At 40.3% G+C, this 16,456-nt stretch carries 13 protein-coding genes; 1 reads left to right on the forward strand and 12 read right to left on the reverse strand.

Annotated elements, in window-relative coordinates:
• Positions 1-158 precede the first annotated feature (158 nt).
• The 4 genes from FFM68_RS07535 to ispE all read right to left on the reverse strand — a co-directional run bounded on the left by FFM68_RS07535 (position 159) and on the right by ispE (position 3,950).
• Positions 159-989, reverse strand: coding sequence for a metal ABC transporter permease (locus FFM68_RS07535; RefSeq protein ID WP_137618770.1), 831 nt, complete (start codon positions 987-989; stop codon positions 159-161).
• The gene (locus FFM68_RS07540) at positions 962-1,642 is read right to left on the reverse strand and encodes a metal ABC transporter ATP-binding protein (protein WP_137618771.1); all 681 of its coding nucleotides are present in this window, start codon (positions 1,640-1,642) and stop codon (positions 962-964) included. Before FFM68_RS07540 ends, FFM68_RS07535 begins: the two co-directional genes overlap by 28 nt.
• A 156-nt stretch (positions 1,643-1,798) precedes the next feature.
• Complete coding sequence (locus tag FFM68_RS07545) at positions 1,799-2,749, reverse strand: metal ABC transporter substrate-binding protein (protein ID WP_174784507.1); 951 nt, start codon at positions 2,747-2,749, stop codon at positions 1,799-1,801.
• A 349-nt stretch (positions 2,750-3,098) separates the two neighbouring features.
• Complete coding sequence (gene ispE, locus FFM68_RS07550) at positions 3,099-3,950, reverse strand: 4-(cytidine 5'-diphospho)-2-C-methyl-D-erythritol kinase (protein ID WP_167483470.1); 852 nt, start codon at positions 3,948-3,950, stop codon at positions 3,099-3,101.
• 224 nt (positions 3,951-4,174) lie between these two features.
• Here ispE and FFM68_RS07555 point away from each other — a divergent pair, with 224 nt between their 5' ends.
• On the forward strand, positions 4,175-4,579 hold the full coding sequence (locus FFM68_RS07555) for an Hsp20/alpha crystallin family protein (protein WP_137618772.1): 405 nt from the start codon (positions 4,175-4,177) through the stop codon (positions 4,577-4,579).
• A gap of 31 nt (positions 4,580-4,610) precedes the next feature.
• On the opposite strand, the gene mprF is transcribed toward FFM68_RS07555, so the two are convergent.
• From mprF to yfmF, 8 genes are all read right to left on the reverse strand, one after another.
• The gene (mprF, locus tag FFM68_RS07560) at positions 4,611-7,172 is read right to left on the reverse strand and encodes a bifunctional lysylphosphatidylglycerol flippase/synthetase MprF (RefSeq protein WP_137618773.1); all 2,562 of its coding nucleotides are present in this window, start codon (positions 7,170-7,172) and stop codon (positions 4,611-4,613) included.
• Between the two features lie 319 nt (positions 7,173-7,491).
• On the reverse strand, positions 7,492-9,048 hold the full coding sequence (gene rny, locus FFM68_RS07565) for a ribonuclease Y (RefSeq protein WP_137618774.1): 1,557 nt from the start codon (positions 9,046-9,048) through the stop codon (positions 7,492-7,494).
• 250 nt (positions 9,049-9,298) lie between these two features.
• Positions 9,299-10,354: a recombinase RecA gene (gene recA / locus FFM68_RS07570; RefSeq protein WP_137618775.1), complete on the reverse strand. Its 1,056-nt coding sequence runs from the start codon at positions 10,352-10,354 to the stop codon at positions 9,299-9,301.
• A gap of 211 nt (positions 10,355-10,565) precedes the next feature.
• Positions 10,566-11,813 (reverse strand): competence/damage-inducible protein A, encoded by a 1,248-nt coding sequence (locus FFM68_RS07575; RefSeq protein ID WP_137618776.1) that lies wholly within the window; start codon positions 11,811-11,813, stop codon positions 10,566-10,568.
• Between the two features lie 108 nt (positions 11,814-11,921).
• Positions 11,922-12,503: a CDP-diacylglycerol--glycerol-3-phosphate 3-phosphatidyltransferase gene (pgsA, locus tag FFM68_RS07580; protein WP_137608944.1), complete on the reverse strand. Its 582-nt coding sequence runs from the start codon at positions 12,501-12,503 to the stop codon at positions 11,922-11,924.
• Positions 12,504-12,621: 118 nt separating this feature from the next.
• Positions 12,622-13,482 carry a helix-turn-helix domain-containing protein gene (locus FFM68_RS07585; RefSeq protein ID WP_137618777.1) on the reverse strand — a complete coding sequence of 287 codons (861 nt, stop codon included), beginning with the start codon at positions 13,480-13,482 and terminating at the stop codon, positions 12,622-12,624.
• A gap of 237 nt (positions 13,483-13,719) precedes the next feature.
• Complete coding sequence (gene yfmH, locus FFM68_RS07595; RefSeq protein ID WP_137618778.1) at positions 13,720-15,021, reverse strand: EF-P 5-aminopentanol modification-associated protein YfmH; 1,302 nt, start codon at positions 15,019-15,021, stop codon at positions 13,720-13,722.
• Complete coding sequence (gene yfmF / locus FFM68_RS07600) at positions 15,014-16,276, reverse strand: EF-P 5-aminopentanol modification-associated protein YfmF (RefSeq protein ID WP_137618779.1); 1,263 nt, start codon at positions 16,274-16,276, stop codon at positions 15,014-15,016. The genes yfmH and yfmF overlap by 8 nt, the downstream gene beginning before the upstream one ends.
• Between the last annotated feature and the right edge of the window lie 180 nt (positions 16,277-16,456).

The raw sequence follows: 16,456 nt of genomic DNA on the forward strand, positions 1-16,456 counted from the left end.
CCCTTGCGAGCAAAGGACATTGACAACACATTCTGATTTATCGTTTCCCATTATAAGGGTTTAGTTGATAAAATTCGAGCATTTTCTCATTTTAAAGTGTAAAAGTTCGGAGTTTATTAATTATTCCACAAAAAAAGAGGAAAAGCTTTCGCTTTCCTCTATTTTTGTGCTTGTTTTCGTTGGATCATTATCCGTAATTGTCGAATTCCGTTGAGTATTAAGAACAATAAGATAAAACCAAGTGTGATCGTCGCTCCTGGCGGCGTGTCTAAATAATAAGAACTGGTCAATCCACCGATCATCCCAATGAATCCGACAAGAACGCTGACTAAGATCACAATATTAAAACTTTTTCCTACTCGCATGCCAATCGCAGCTGGCAATACCATAATCGCAGAAATCAATAACGCGCCGGCAATCGGAATCATGATCGCAATCGCAATTCCAGTCACTACATTAAAGATCATCGACATCATACGAATCGGCAAACCGTCTACAGCAGCGATATCTTCATCAAACGTCAATACATACATCGGACGCTTGAACAACAAGAACAAGATGCCGACTAAAACAAATAAAATTCCTAGGAAAATAACTTGTTGTTGCGTGATCGTCACGATCGAACCAAATAAATACGATTGGATGCTGACAGCGGAATTTCCCGGTGCTAAGCTCATCAATACCAATGCTACAGCTAAACCAGCTGCCATTAAGATTGCGATCGATATCTCAGAATAAGAGCGGTACATATTTTGCAAATACTCCATGATGATCGCCGCAATCACAACGACAAGCAATGTCGTTCCCGTAGGATTTAAATTCAAGAAAAATCCTAACGCGACCCCAGCCAACGAAACATGTGACAACGTATCTGCCATCAAAGACTGGCGGCGAATAACTAGAAAGACTCCCAGCATTGGCGCGATTCCAGCAATAAAAATCGCGGCTAGAAAGGCTCGTCTCATGAACTCATATGAAAGCAACGCCATTTGGAATTCTCCTTTCGCACCAATCGAATATGACGATCGATATATTTTTTTGTATCTTCATGATCGTGAGTGATCATTAAAATACTTTTATCATGTGCATGCGCACTATGCCGCAATAATTCATAAAAGTCATTCCGTGATTTTTCGTCCATCCCAGTTGTCGGTTCATCCAAGATCAATAAATCAGGATCTTTAGCAAATAAACGCGCCAAACTGATCCGTTGTTTTTGTCCACCAGATAATTCTCCGACTTTTTTATGACGCATATTCCACATATCCACCGATTCTAATGCTTTTTGAACATGCTCATGGTCACGTGCAGATAATTTTTTGAACCATTTGCCTTGCGGGTAACGGCCAGATGATACCAGTTCTAAAACTGTGCTGGGAAACCCAGCATTGAATGACGCTACTTGTTGCGGAATGTAGCCGATACTCAATTTTTTACCTTGAGCATTTTTTTTAGCGATCGTTACTTTCCCGCTAGTCGGTTTTAATAAACCTAATGTCGCTTTGATCAATGTCGATTTTGCGGCACCATTTTCTCCAGTTAAAATGACGAACTCACCCGGATCTACGTGATAAGACACATTTTCTAAAACCGGCTCATTGTCATAATAAAACGAAAGATCTTCCACCTCGATATACGACATTTTCGTCTCCCCTTTTTCCTACTAACGTGGTCTTTTTCAATGAATGAAAAAGACCACACGATCGAGTCTGCCATTTCTCTAAGTACACTTTTTTCAAAAGATTCCTGTCCTTGTCCATTGAACAAAGAAGAACTGGCATCCGTTTTCCTACTACTATTAATGGATCGCTTGCTTCAATGCTGTTAAATTCTCACGCATAATAGAGAGATAATTTTCGCCAGCTTTGATTTGTTTTTCCGTCAAACTTTCTAACGGATTCAATACTGCTAATTTTACACCAGTTTCTTTAGACAGTGTTTCGGCAACTTTTGATGAAGCATTTTCTTCAAAATAGATCACTTCGACTTGATGATCGTCGACATAATGCTTCAATTCGCTCAAGCGACTTGGTGACGGTTCTTGATCTGGTGAAACCCCAGAAATTGCTTCTTGTGTTAGCCCATATTGTTTTGCCAAATACCCAAAAGCCGCATGCTGCGTTACGAATGTTTTGTTTTTCGCATCTTTAAAAGCTGTTTGGTACTCAGCATCCAATGCTTTTAATTCATCGATATAACTTGCAGCATTTTTTTCAAATGTTGCTTGATCATCAGGATATTTTTTACTTAATTGATCACGAATCGTTTCAACTTCTTTGATTGCTAATGCTGGATCTAACCAAACATGCGGATCTAGTTCGTGTTCATGATCATGATCGTCATGGTCGTGATCGTCTTCATGGTCGTGTTCTGCACCATCCATCAACTCGATCTCTTTTGCCGCTTGGATGATCTTCGTCTTGTCAGTATCGATCGTATCAGTCAGGTTTTCTGTCCATGTTTCTAGTTCTGGACTATTATACACAAATACGTCTGAATCTGAAATTTTTGCCAAGTCTTTGGCAGAAGGTTCAAAATCGTGCGGTTCAGTCCCCGCTGGAATCAACAGTTCCACGTCTCCTTTATTGCCCACTACTTCTTTGGTAAATTCATACATGGGATAAAAAGTCGTCATTACTTGAATCTTATCATCAGCTGATGCCTCTTTTTTCTCTTCGCTGCCGCAAGCAGTCAGCAAGATTGATACTAACACAGTTCCTAATAAAAGTAGTCCTTTTTGCATTTTCATTTATCTACACACCTTCTCTTCGCTTTTTAAGACAAGAATTAATTTAACAGATGTTTTTCTATCCGTCAACACAAACCGTAAAATTTACGATTTAAGTCGCCATAAACGTGATAAACCGTAATATAGATGACATTTCATTCATATGTATAACGAAACCTGTATCCGTTTTAAAATCTGTATCGCGTTATTTAATCGCTGATTTATACTCAATAAAAATTCGTTTTTTGAAGCAGACTACTTGAAGGTCCAACAGATCATTTATTTTTTGAACATCGCTGTCAACTTTCGTTTTCCCGACTTCGACTTAACTGAAACAAACAGTCTATTAAAAAAGCAGACCCCGCAGGATCTACTTCAATGTACGAACAAGATAAACTTCCTCACAAAACCCTTTTAACGCATTAAATACGTGCTTGGCGCGCGAGTATTTGTGACACAAGGCATAAACCGTCGGACCACTACCGCTCATCATTGCCGCATCTGCGCCATATTTCAGCATTCGATCTTTTAACTGCTGGATAATTGGATGCTTTTTGATCGTCACGACTTCCATAGAATTACCCAAGTTTTCAGTCATCTTCTGATAATCATTTTCTTCAATAGCAGAAACAAGCGCTGCAATGTCTGGATGATATAAATCTTCCATCACGATTTTAGCAAAAATCGTTCGAGTCGACACACTCATCCGCGGCTTGACTACCACAACCCAGCACTGGGGCATTGGTGCAAGCGGTGTTACTTTTTCGCCGAAGCCTTCTACCAATGACGTTTGACCATAAACACAATAAGGAACGTCTGAACCAACCTCGGCACCAAGGCAAGCTAATTCTTCGATCGACAACCCTAGGTTCCATAAACGATTAACTGCACGCAAAGCCGCCGCTGAGTCTGTTGAACCGCCTCCCAAGCCGGCTGCCACTGGAATTTCCTTATGAATTTTGACTTGCAGGCCTTTTTTTATATCAAAACGTTCTTTGACTAATTCCAACGCTTCATAAACGTGGTTCTTTTTATCCGTGGGCAAAAAAGCCTTATTGGTCTCAATGATGATTTTATCTTCAGGAATCTCTTCTAAGTACAAACGATCTGCTAGATCGATACTCGCCATAACCATCGCCAACTCATGCAACCCATCCGGTCGTTTGCCTAAAATGTCGAGGCCTAAATTAATCTTCGCTGGGGCTTTCTCCATAATTTCCATTTTCTCACCCGTTCAAATTTTTCATTAGACGATTCTATCACAGCCCATAATAAATGTATAGATAATTCATTTTAGCATAGACGCTTCAAATAATTTGAATATTTTTAGCTGAGATTTTATTATTAAAGAAAGGGCTGTCATCAGCACTGCAACACGCTCCAAAATTTCTAGTAAGAACCGATTTCCATAAGATCCAAAAAATTATAATTTAGGAGGAATAGTGTATGAATTTACTACCGAAGAATGATTGGTTGGATGGCGAAGATTTAGTTGGAAAACTGATGAACACGTTTTGGGAAGATCGAAAAATGAGCGTCGATATTCGGGATTTGGATGATCACTATGAAGTGAAAGCAGACTTGCCTGGATTTGAAAAATCAGAGATTTCTGTACACTATAACAATGACCTGTTGTCCATTGATGCTGAACATACTACAGAAAACGAAGTCAAAGACGATGGTCGGTTTGTTCGCAGAGAACGTTCCAGTAGTGCTTATCGTCGGCAATTTGTCGTCAAAGATATTCTTGCAGAACAAATCAACGCAAAATTTGAAAATGGCGTACTTACTTTGAAATTGCCTAAAGCTCCTCATGAAGAGAAAAAAGGCAACTCCATCGCCATTGATTAGCAAAAAAAAGACGAGCCGCGGCTCGTCTTTTTTAAAGTTCGATCATTTCTTCTGAAATGGTCACTCCCTTGTTTTTTCCTCGACCGATTAGCAACAGTAACTGCAAAGCAGAAAATAAGAAGCTGCTGTCTTTCATATAAGCAAAGTAGCGCGGCCGCCAACGATCGACATAGACGGTCTTTTCTTCTGCCACTTGTTGAAAAGCATAGATTGAATGACCATATTTATAGATCAAATTCATGATTCGCTCACCCAAAAAGGCAAACGAAGTCTCTCCGACTTTTGCTAACGGCGCCATTCCTTGATACACTTCCCGATACCCTTGTTCTTTCAATTCATCCATCAAATGCAATTTCAAGAAAGTCGGTAACTCATTGGGAACATCGTTTCGAAAACGTAAAAGATCAAATGAAGCCTTTTCTTGATTGACCGGTTGTTCAGTAATAAAGCCAACGATTCGATTTTGCGGGTCCCGTGCGATTCCGACATTGCTAGTCTCGATATAGGCGCGGTTAAAAAGTCCCACTGAAAAACATTTCTCTTTTTCTCCATTCAACCACTCATCTGAAATCTCTTCTAGTTCTTCAAAGACTTCCTCCGGCAACTTTTCAAAATAAATAAATTGATAGCCTTCATTCGCCAAGCGTTTAAATTCAAAACGATCAGAAAAAACATCGTGCTCGTGACGTGTGAAATCAGTAACTCCGGTCTCACCGATCTTATCAAAATGAAAACCTAAATCGTGTAACAGCAGCACATATTTTTCCGATATCTTATAGAACGCCAGCTGATAACCAAGTTTGTCGGCATGTTCCATAAAAGCAAATGTGGCCGCTTGCCACTTCTCAGGATTTCCTACGGGATCACCTAATACGAAACATTTATTGGCCCGTGTTTGGAAGCCAAAAATAATTTGATCGTTCCCATTTTCTTGATAATAAAAATACTGATACCCAGACACCCGCAAATAATGACTCGCTGGTGTTCCTCCATAACGATTGATCAAATAGTTGAACCGTTTTTCATCCCAAAGATCGCCTAGTTTCGTCTCGCTTTGCGTCAAATATTGATACAAAAGTGCCAAACATAAAATAGATAAAATCAAGCCGACCAACCCTGAAAACCAGATATCGCCTGAAGGAAAAGCAAAATATTTTGTTGTTAAGCGTTCGGTACTCCAGATTTGACCACTATGGTATCCCGCTACCGCATAAAAAACAAACAACAAACCAAACAAGATACCATCAAAAACTAACGCACCCCAAGAATAAACAAATCGTTCACGATAAAATTCCCGCCGTGACAGCCAAACGACCAATAAAATCACCAAGTACACGACGATCAGCCGAATCGAGGCAGTCCGTGCGACAGTATTGATAATTCCAAAGATTAATAACAAAATCGTCGGCCAAAACGCCCGCTTCACTTTTTGCGAGATCCCTCGTGCAAATCCTAACAGTAAAAATCCAATCAATAAATTCAATGTCTGATCCAAAAAATCAAAAGAAAACGGCAGCAAGACTTGAAACATCCGGCTGATGTTAGATAAATTGGTCAATGTAGATAATAAGATCATCATGATCCCCGCAAAATAAACAGCACTGACCATGATCACATGGGCAACTTTTTGTGAAAGTACACGCGGCAAATTATCAAAGTAGCGATTCATTTTAACACTAGTATTTGTCAAAAAGATCACGATTCCTGTGATAAAAGGAATCAAGTAATAAAAGATCCGATAAAACAAGATCCAAACTACTGCGGTACTTTGATCTAATCCGAGATGTCCAAGACCTAAAATCATCATGACATCAAAGGTCCCTGCTCCACCTGGCACCATCGTCAACATTCCTAACCCTGTTGCGATCACAAACATTGGATAGACTTCACCGATATTCAGATCTACGCCCATCAAGTAACCAACGACTAAAAAGACCATCAACGCGCCCAGCCATTGACCTAGCGAAGCTACATACAATTCAAGGATCTGCTTCAGGCGAAATTCTTTGAATATCGTGCGACGGCGGCTATAAACTAGCCAAAACAGCAACGGTGCGAATGCGCCGCCGGCTAACAGCCAAAAACGATAACGAACAAATGAATTTTCCGTTCGAAAAAACAACAGATCTAAAGACGTGATAAATGCCATGATCGAAAGTCCCGCTAACATGAAAATAGCGATCTTAGAAATCACAGCCAGTACTTTTTTCTTTTCCAGTCCTTTACCGTAAAAACTTGAGCGCAGACTCACACCGACGACTCCGCCAAAACCGGCTAAGTTATTGATTGTATTCGTAGTCCATGCAGAAACGAACCACTCTTTGCGATTCATCCGGGGCCGTCCCGTCGATTCAAGTATTGTGATCGCCACATGATCATATAAAAGCATCGGCAGAACACCACATAGCCCGATTCCAAACATACTAAATAAAGCGATATGGTCTTGTTGCTGAATTGTTTGCCAAACTGTCTGCCAACTCATTCCATGGGCAATATTTTTCACTTGATTGGCAACGAAAAATAAGACAATTCCAAAGAATATAATTTTGAGCAAGGTGGCATAGCGTTTAAACCAGCGACTGATAGTCGTCATCCTTCTACTCCCATTCTTTCTTTTCTTATAGTCTATTTTAAATGAATTCTTGTTTTGAAGCTATTCTTTTAAATGCAGCTCCAATAAAAAAAGCCGTTCTTCCGATCCCAAACTAACTGGAGAAACAGTAACAAAAAAAGGGACTCCCAGCTTACTTCCAATGAAATTTGAACTTTATTTATCCAGAAAAAAGGGGATGTGACAAGACTTTTGTCACACCCCCTCTTAACTACAAACGAATCCTATTTTTGAAACAGTTTGTAAAGAAATCGTTTAACTTCATTTCTTTACAAAACTAAATGTTTCATTCACAACTAGTCTATTTTGCGTAGTCAGTTGCTCGTGTTTCGCGAATAACGACCACTTTGATATGTCCTGGATAATCCAATTCATCTTCGATTCTGCGACGAATATCGCGAACTAAACGAGTCGTATCCAAATCAGAGATTTCTTCTGGTTTAACCATAACACGAACTTCACGTCCAGCTTGGACGGCGAAGCTTGATTCTACTCCATCAAAACTATTTGAAATATTTTCTAAGTTTTCTAAACGACGGATGTAGTTTTCTAGCGACTCGCTCCGTGCACCTGGTCTAGCAGCAGACACTGCATCCGCAGCAGCAACTAAAACAGAAATAACTGAAGTTGCTTCAGTATCTCCATGGTGAGAGGCGATCGCGTTGATCACAACCGGGTTTTCACGATATTTAGCGGCAAGTTCTGCCCCAATCTCAACGTGCGAGCCTTCGATCTCATGATCTAACGCTTTACCGATATCATGCAGCAAACCTGCGCGTTGTGCTAACTGAACATTTTCGCCTAATTCTGCGGCTAAGACACCAGTTAATTTAGCAACTTCGATTGAGTGATTCAACACATTTTGACCATAGCTGGTACGGAAATGCAATCGGCCTAAAATCTTGATCAAGTCTGGATGCAAGGTGTGGGCGCCCACTTCAAAGGCCGCTTGTTCCCCGTATTCACGAATACGTTCATCCATTTCTTTGCGAGATTTTTCAACCATTTCTTCGATCCGAGCCGGATGAATCCGACCATCTTGAATCAATTTTTCCAATGTCATCCGGGCAATTTCCCGTCTGATTGGATCAAAACCGGATAAAACAACCGCTTCTGGTGTATCATCGATGATTAAATCGATTCCCGTCAACGTCTCTAATGTACGAATGTTACGGCCTTCACGTCCAATGATGCGACCTTTCATCTCATCATTTGGCAATGTGACTACCGAAACAGTCGTTTCAGAAACAGCATCCGCACCGCAACGTTGAATTGCCATCGCCAAAAGATTTTTCGCTTTGCGATCCGCTTCTTCCTTAGCGCGTTGTTCAGATTCCTTGACCATAACGGTTAATTCATGGTTCAATTCCTCTTCAGTCGTCTTCATGATTATTTCTTTTGCTTCATCTTTCGTTAAAGCAGCGACGTGTTCCAATTTTGTTTGTTGTTCTTCAATTAGTTGTTCTACATCTTTTTCTCGCTCGTCAATTAATTGCTGTCTAGCACTGATTTTTGTTTCTTTTTCTTCCAGTGAGTGCTCACGCTTCTCGAGAGAGTCGTCTTTACGATCTAAAGTCTGTTCTCTTTGAAGCAAGCGATTTTCTTGTGATTTTAATTCTTGTCTGCTTTCTTTCAACTCACTTTCAACTTGTGCGCGATACTGCTGGTTTTCTTCCTTGGCTTCCAACAAAGCTTCTTTCTTCAAGGTTTCCGCTTCTTTATTTGCATGCGTAATGATCCCTCTAGCTGTGTTTTGTGCCCCATCAATTTCCTTTTCATGACGTGCTTTCGCTGCCATGAAACCCAAACCAAGACCGACAATTAAACCGATGATAGCGAGGAGAATAGGAACTAACATTAAATCCACCTCCGTACTATCTTATTTACCTATCTGTAGTTTTTTGATAAACGAATGTCAAATTATCAATATGCCTACTTGCATATGTGCTTGTCACACAACTTTATTCTAATGTTTGTCTGATAGCGTGTCAACTTTATTTCTCTTTTGACGCGTTCAGCCATGCACGGCTTCCATTTAGTACAAAATAGTGCAAAAAAAACACTAATAACTGCGCAAAAGCACGAGGTTATTAGTGTTAATTTTATTTTTATTCTTCTAAAGGCAATTCTTCTTGCCCAGCGTCTTCTTTTTTATCCGTTTCTGTTTCCAGCTCTTCACCAATACCATAAGCTGCTCGTACACGTTTCGCAACTTCTGCCATCATCTCTGGATGATCTGCAAGATATTTCTTCGCATTTTCACGGCCTTGACCGATCCGATCTTCTTTATAGCCATACCAAGCACCGCTTTTATCGACAATGTCCTGTTCGACTGCCATGTCTAATAATTCGCCTTCTTGTGAAATTCCTAAACCGTACATGATATCGACTTCAGCAACTTTGAAAGGCGGCGCAACTTTATTTTTCACGACTTTGATCTTCGTCCGGTTACCAATGATATCTGTTCCGTTTTTCAATTGTTCCGCACGGCGCACTTCTAAACGAACCGTCGCATAGAATTTCAATGCGCGTCCTCCCGGTGTGATCTCTGGATTCCCAAACATGACACCGACTTTTTCCCGAATTTGGTTGATAAAGACTGCGATCGTTTTGGTTTTATTGATCGAACCTGATAATTTACGCAAAGCTTGCGACATCAATCGAGCTTGCAGGCCAACGTGTGAGTCGCCCATTTCGCCATCGATTTCCGCACGGGGAACTAACGCTGCTACAGAGTCGATCACGATGATATCGATCGCGCCACTAGAAACTAAGGCATCAGCAATCTCTAACCCTTGTTCACCCGTATCCGGTTGTGAAAGTAATAGATCGTCAATGTTTACGCCTAGACGTTGTGCATATTGAGGATCCAGCGCATGTTCGGCATCAATAAATGCTGCCGTACCGCCATGTTTTTGCACTTCTGCGATTGCATGAAGCGCAACGGTTGTTTTACCTGAACTTTCTGGACCGTACACTTCGATGATCCGTCCGCGAGGATAGCCGCCTACACCTAATGCGACATCCAATGCCAAAGAGCCACTTGGGATTGTTGAAATTTGTTGATCGATCTTTTCCCCTAATTTCATGATCGAACCTTTTCCGTAATTCTTTTCAATCTTCTTCATTGCAGCATCTAAAGCCGCTTTACGATCATTAGCCAATAGCTGATCCTCCTATTTCTTGATGTAATTTATTTCGTTTAAAAAAATGATTTTGATATTCTTACCGTAGATTTTTCTATCTTGTCAAAAAAATCCACAGCCATTCATCTCCATCAATCATACGGTCACATCATTATTGCTTTTTCAATATCCTTAGTTTATCGGTTTGAAATCAAAAAATCAAGCAAAAAGCGAACAAACATTCGGTTTTTTAATTTTTATTTAGAATTGTTCGACGGACCATATCCAAACCTTTCATTACGGAGCTGTGACGGATATATGAACGGTCGCGAGTAAAGTGATTTTTAGTAACGATCGTTTCGCCATTTTTTTGTGCTAATCCAATATAAACGGTCCCTTTTGCTTGGCCTTCTAGTTCATCCGGACCTGCTACACCGGTAAATGCTAAAGCGTAATCCGTTTTAGCAAGTTGCAGCGCTGCTTCCGCCATTAATTTCGCGCATTCTTCACTAACAACTCCGACACGATCCAATACTGTTGAATCAATACCTAAAAAACTTGCTTTCGTCGCTGAAGAATATGTTACGAATCCGCCTGGAAAGACTTCAGAAACACCGGGGATCGTTCCTAAAGTAGCTTGGAATTCCCCGGCCGTCAAGCTTTCAGCAGCAGTGATCGTCGCCTGCTTCTCTTTTAAAAGTCCAACTACAACTTCAACTAAACTAGTTTCTTCTCCATAACCATAGAAAAATTCACCGACTTTTGCTAGGATCTCTGCTTCTGCTTGATCTAATAAAGTATTGGCCGAGATTGCATCTTCCGTTTTAGCTGTGATCCGCAGTGTTACTTCATTTGGCTTAGCATACGGAGCGATTGTTGGATTGGATTGGTGTTCGATCATTTCCGCCAGATCGGTCACTAATTTCGATTCCCCGATCCCGAAGAACCGTAAAACCCGTGACGTTAATTTTTCCGTTGTTGGAAATTCTTTTTCCAGCAGCGGACGCGCTTGTTCTAAAAACATCGGTTTTAATTCACTTGGTGGTCCCGGTAGTAAAATATAATTATTTTTCTCGCCTTTATATAAACAACCGATTGCTAGTCCCGTTCGATTCGGCAATGGGATTCCATCTTGCAACGTTTCGATCTGACGCAAGTTGTTTGGCGTCATCGTACTTTGACGCTGTTCAAAAAATTCATTCAACGCTGCTAGTCCAGCTTGATTTTGGACTAGCGGCACACCTACATGATCTGCTAAAACATTTTTTGTTAAATCATCATCTGTGGGTCCTAAGCCACCACATAAAACAATCAATTCACTGCGCGTATCTGCTAATTGAAGCAATTCTTCCAAGCGTTTAGGATTGTCTCCTACGACTGTGTGAAAATACACCTCGATTCCCATATCCGCTAATTTTTCTGATAAAAAGGTCGCGTTTGTATTTACGACTTGTCCCAATAAAAGTTCTGTACCTACAGCAATGATCTCTGCTCTCATTTTTTTCTCTTCTTTCTAACATACGCCATTTTTCCTCAACTATAACAGAAAAAACGATCGGTGCGACAAATTTCACATCGCACTGACCGTTTTTTTCTTGCTTTTTTCTTACATTGAACCTTTGAAAAGAGCTGTGTTTTTTGCAAAATAATCATACCCTGAATAAACCGTAAAGAATAAGCAGATGTACAACATGATTTGGTCCATCGGAATGCCGATGAAATTAAACGGCACATTGTTCAAGTATAATAATACGATCCCAACCATTTGTGTGGCAGTTTTGATTTTTCCAGGCATTGCTGCTGCCATAACTCCGCCACCTTGTTCTACGATCAACAACCGTAGCCCAGTTACCGCTAACTCTCGACAAACGATAATAGCGATTACCCAAGAAGGGGCTTTTCCTTGTTCTACTAAAATAATAAACGCCGTCATCACCAACATCTTATCTGCCAGCGGATCCGCAAATTTCCCGAAATTAGTAACCAATCCCCGCGCACGCGCGATTTTTCCATCTAAATGGTCGGTGTAACTAGCTATTGCAAAAATAATTGCTCCGACTAACTGTGTTACTGCTAAACTCGTATTGCCAGCTTGCAGCGTTCCCCAATCCCATGGGACTAAAACAATGACCATAAATAACGGAATCATAAAAATTCGAACAACGGTCAATTTATTTGGTAGATTCATTGTACTTCCTCCTAATTCTTACTAATATACTTGTTTCTCTTCAGCAAAAATATATTGTTCTGATCGTCTTTGATTATTGAAAACACGTCAGATAATTGTTTGCTGCTTCAACACGTCATCAAGCGGCATAGGCAATGTTCAATGTCACATTTTTTTGCAACAGTGACTCTCCCGGTTGGAAATCAAGCGCTTGATCATTGACTTTGATCTCTGCGTATTTTGCCATCCCAACTGTAATGACCGCTTGTGCAGTATCTGCAGGCAGTTCCGTTGTTTGCGACTCTCCTACTTGCAAAGTATATTGATAAGTCAAAGTACCATTGATCTGCACACCGACCCACACGCGCTGTTTACCAGTGAACGTGATCTTTAACGGTTTTTCTGCATGCTCGACTTTCATCGTCGCGGCATTTGCTGTGTTTGATTCCATCGCAAAAGCCATTTGAGGTTTTTCCTGCTTTTGAGAAGACTCCGTCGTTTGCTCTGGTTGAGACGAAACTTGTTCTGTCGATGAAGAAACGCCGGAACGCTCGACTTGAACAGAACTATTTTCTGGAATAATAGCAGTCTCTTGATGATCTAACCAAGTCACATAACCTACCACTGCAATAATGGCCAGTGCTACCAGACCTAAAGAAATCATTGGCAGCGTCGCTCTGAAACGAGCATGGGTAGGATTTTCAGCATGTTTATTTTTTCTCAGCTCGTCAACTGTTTCAAGCTCAGGATAAGACGGCAACGGCCGATCCTTACCATCTAGCACGTCGATCAAATAATCACTGTCTAGTTTTACCTCATCAGCATATTGTCGAATGAACGTCCGCAAATAATAATCACTAGGCAATGCTTGAAACTCATTTTCTTCAATCGCCAGCAAATAACGTTTCTGAATCTTTGTACGCTGTTGCAGTTCATCTAAACTAATTTTTTTGTCGATACGGGCTTTGCGTAACGTTTCTCCAATATTAATACTAGCCACTTAATTTTCTACTCCTAGTTCGTAATAATGAAATTTTTGCTTCTTTCAACATGTCTAAGGATACCATAAAAAAAACTTGCTGAGGATAACGTTTCGGTAAGTCTGAAACGAAATTTAAGACTTTTTTGACGATTAGAGCAGCACAAAGATCTGCTTTACCCAACCGCTTTTTTTCAAACAGCTATCCTCATCGTCTCAGCCGTTGTTCCGTTTGTTTTCAAATCGTTTTTTCCTGATTTAATCCACACTGACCGTTTTTTCCATATAAAATCGGGTGAAGGCTTTTTCTTGGATAAATAATTCACCGGCAGCCAAGATATCCTTCAATTCGATGGCTTGAATAATCTCTGGCATATCAAACAGTGTCCACTCGCCAAATAACGACTGCGTAAATTGATTCGCAACGTATTCCAACGAATTTAGTGATTGGAAATATTTTCCCAACATTTTTTTCTTTAATAAGTCCAGATTTTCTTGATTAACTTCTGAATCGCTGGCAAAGGCCTGCAAAATCTCAGTCAAACGATCCGCAAGCTTTTGCGGTTCTTCACTATCTCCGCCAAAATCTGCAAAATAAAAACTACGATCCAATGAAAATTCAAAACCGAAGCTGTCGTCTAATAATCCTTCATTGTACAAGCGCAAATAATTTTGCGATGTCGGACCAACGAGCATTTGGAATAATAAATCCAATGAGACTTTGAAAATCAGCCGTTTCTTATCATCTTCAGGCAGTTCTGCTAATCCCTTGATCCCAACAATGGCTTTTGGTAGTGTGATCGGCATCTTTTCTTCGCTAAGTCTGATGATTTCTTCGGCAGTTTCTTCTGGGAAGCGCCGTTGAATCGGTTCTGGTGCTTCAAATGTTTTAGCTGCTTGATTTTCACGAATAAAAGTCATCAACGTTTCCGGTTCCAAATTGCCTACGACAAATAGGGTCATATTGCTAGGATGGTAGAAGGTATTGTAACAAATATACAGATCTTCAGCTGTGATCTGTGCGATCGAGTCAATCGTCCCAGCGATATCGATGTGCAGTGGATGCTTGGGATACATATTTTTCAAAATAGCGAAAAATTGTTGCCAACTTGGATCATCTTGGTACATTTGGATTTCCTGTCCGATGATCCCTTGCTCTTTTTGAACCGATTCTTCCGTAAAATAGGGTGCTTGAACAAAGTCTAATAATGTCGCCAAGTTCAATTCCAATTGATCTGTGGTAGAAAACAAATAGCTGGTTCGTGTAAAACTAGTGAATGCATTAGCTGATGCACCTTGTTCACCAAACTTTTGGAAAACATCCCCATCTTCTTTTTCAAACATCTTATGCTCTAAAAAATGGGCAATTCCATCAGGAACTTTGATATAGTCTTTGCCACCACGGGGAATAAACTCATTGTCGATTGAACCGTAATTCGTACTAAATAACCCGTAAGTCTTGTGGTACCCTGCTTTTGGCAGTAAATAGACCGTCAATCCATTTGGCAAAACTTCCTTATATAAGGTCTCATTGATTTTTTGATATGCTACTTTATCCATTTTGCTGTCCTCCATCTAAAAAGAAGATCGCTTGCAGACGAATTTTCTTCGCAACTTTTTGAACATCTTGCGGTGTCACCGCCATCAAATGTCTCAGCCATTCTTCATCCGTTAGTTTACTTTGCGGCAGCCAGTGCGCCAAGTAAGTTGTCTCGATCGTATTTTGCATACTATCTAACCCAAGCAAATAGTGATTTTTTAACATCGCCTTTGTTTGTTGGAAAGCCAATTCAGTAAAATTACCGGCTTGCAATTCAAGCAATTGTTCGTTGATCAAGTGCAAGGCTTTTTCGCGATTGTCCCCGTTGATACCTGTTTGTACTTGCAAATATCCGCGGAAAGTATCTAGCGAGCTAGACGCATAATAAGCCAACCCAGCTTTTTCGCGAACATTCATAAATAATTTCGAATGTGGGAAGCCACCGAATAACCCATTAAAAACTAACAACGCAAAGCGATCCGGATCTTCATAGTAAACATCTGTTGCATAAGCAAGATTTAGTTTCCCTTGGATCACTGCTTCTTGCATTTGTTGTTCACGAATCACATTATCTTGAGTCTGATAATAATAAATTTCCGGAGAATTTTCTTCTCGTTCAACAAACGGCAGTCGCTGGAACAATTCTACTATCTCCGCTTCGTCCACATCGCCGATCACAAATAGATCGACTTGATCTTGTGTGATCATCGCTTGATAATAAGTGGCCAGGCTCGCACTCGTCTCATCTGCTAAAGCTGCTACGGTACCAAAACTTGGCAATTTTTGCGCTTCATCCGTGAAATAAGTCTCTTTGATTTTTAAAGAAGCTAGCGTTTGTTTATCTTCTTGCAACGTTTCGATATAGCTTTGCAAATTTTCTTTTTCTAGTTGGAAAGTGGCTTCGTCAAATTTTCCTTCATGGATATTGGGATAAAACAATACTTCTTTCAAAAAATCCAACGCTGCCGGCAAAAGTTGTGGATCATCAACATATTTTCCATTAACAACACCTAAGCCGATATCTAGCCAATGTAAATTTCCTTTGCGTCCAACATTCAAGCCAAAACTTGCGCCGTAAAGTTCTGCCAACTGGCCGCTTAATTTAGTTTGGTCGGGATAGTGCAGCGAGTTTGTCTCCAATAGATTAGCCAACAATGCTCGTTTAGTCATGATTTCTTTAGTCAAACGAGTTGTAAAACGTCCATAGATTTGAATCGTTTTATATTTTTTGGTCGGGATAACGTGCAGATGCACGCCTGTTTTTAGTTCGATCATTACAAATCTCCTTATTCAATCGATTTATTTTTGTATGGGATCAGCCAATTTTTTGAAAAAAAGTTGGTTCTTAGTTAAAAAATCCAACTACTATTTTTAGTCTTCATACTAAGCCTAATTATAGCACAGGCATAGGCTAAGAATCGCGATTAGCGCTAGCTGAGAATCGCTTTTATTTCA

It is taken from the genome of Enterococcus xiangfangensis (assembly GCF_005405365.1).
GTDB lineage: Bacteria > Bacillota > Bacilli > Lactobacillales > Enterococcaceae > Enterococcus_A > Enterococcus_A xiangfangensis.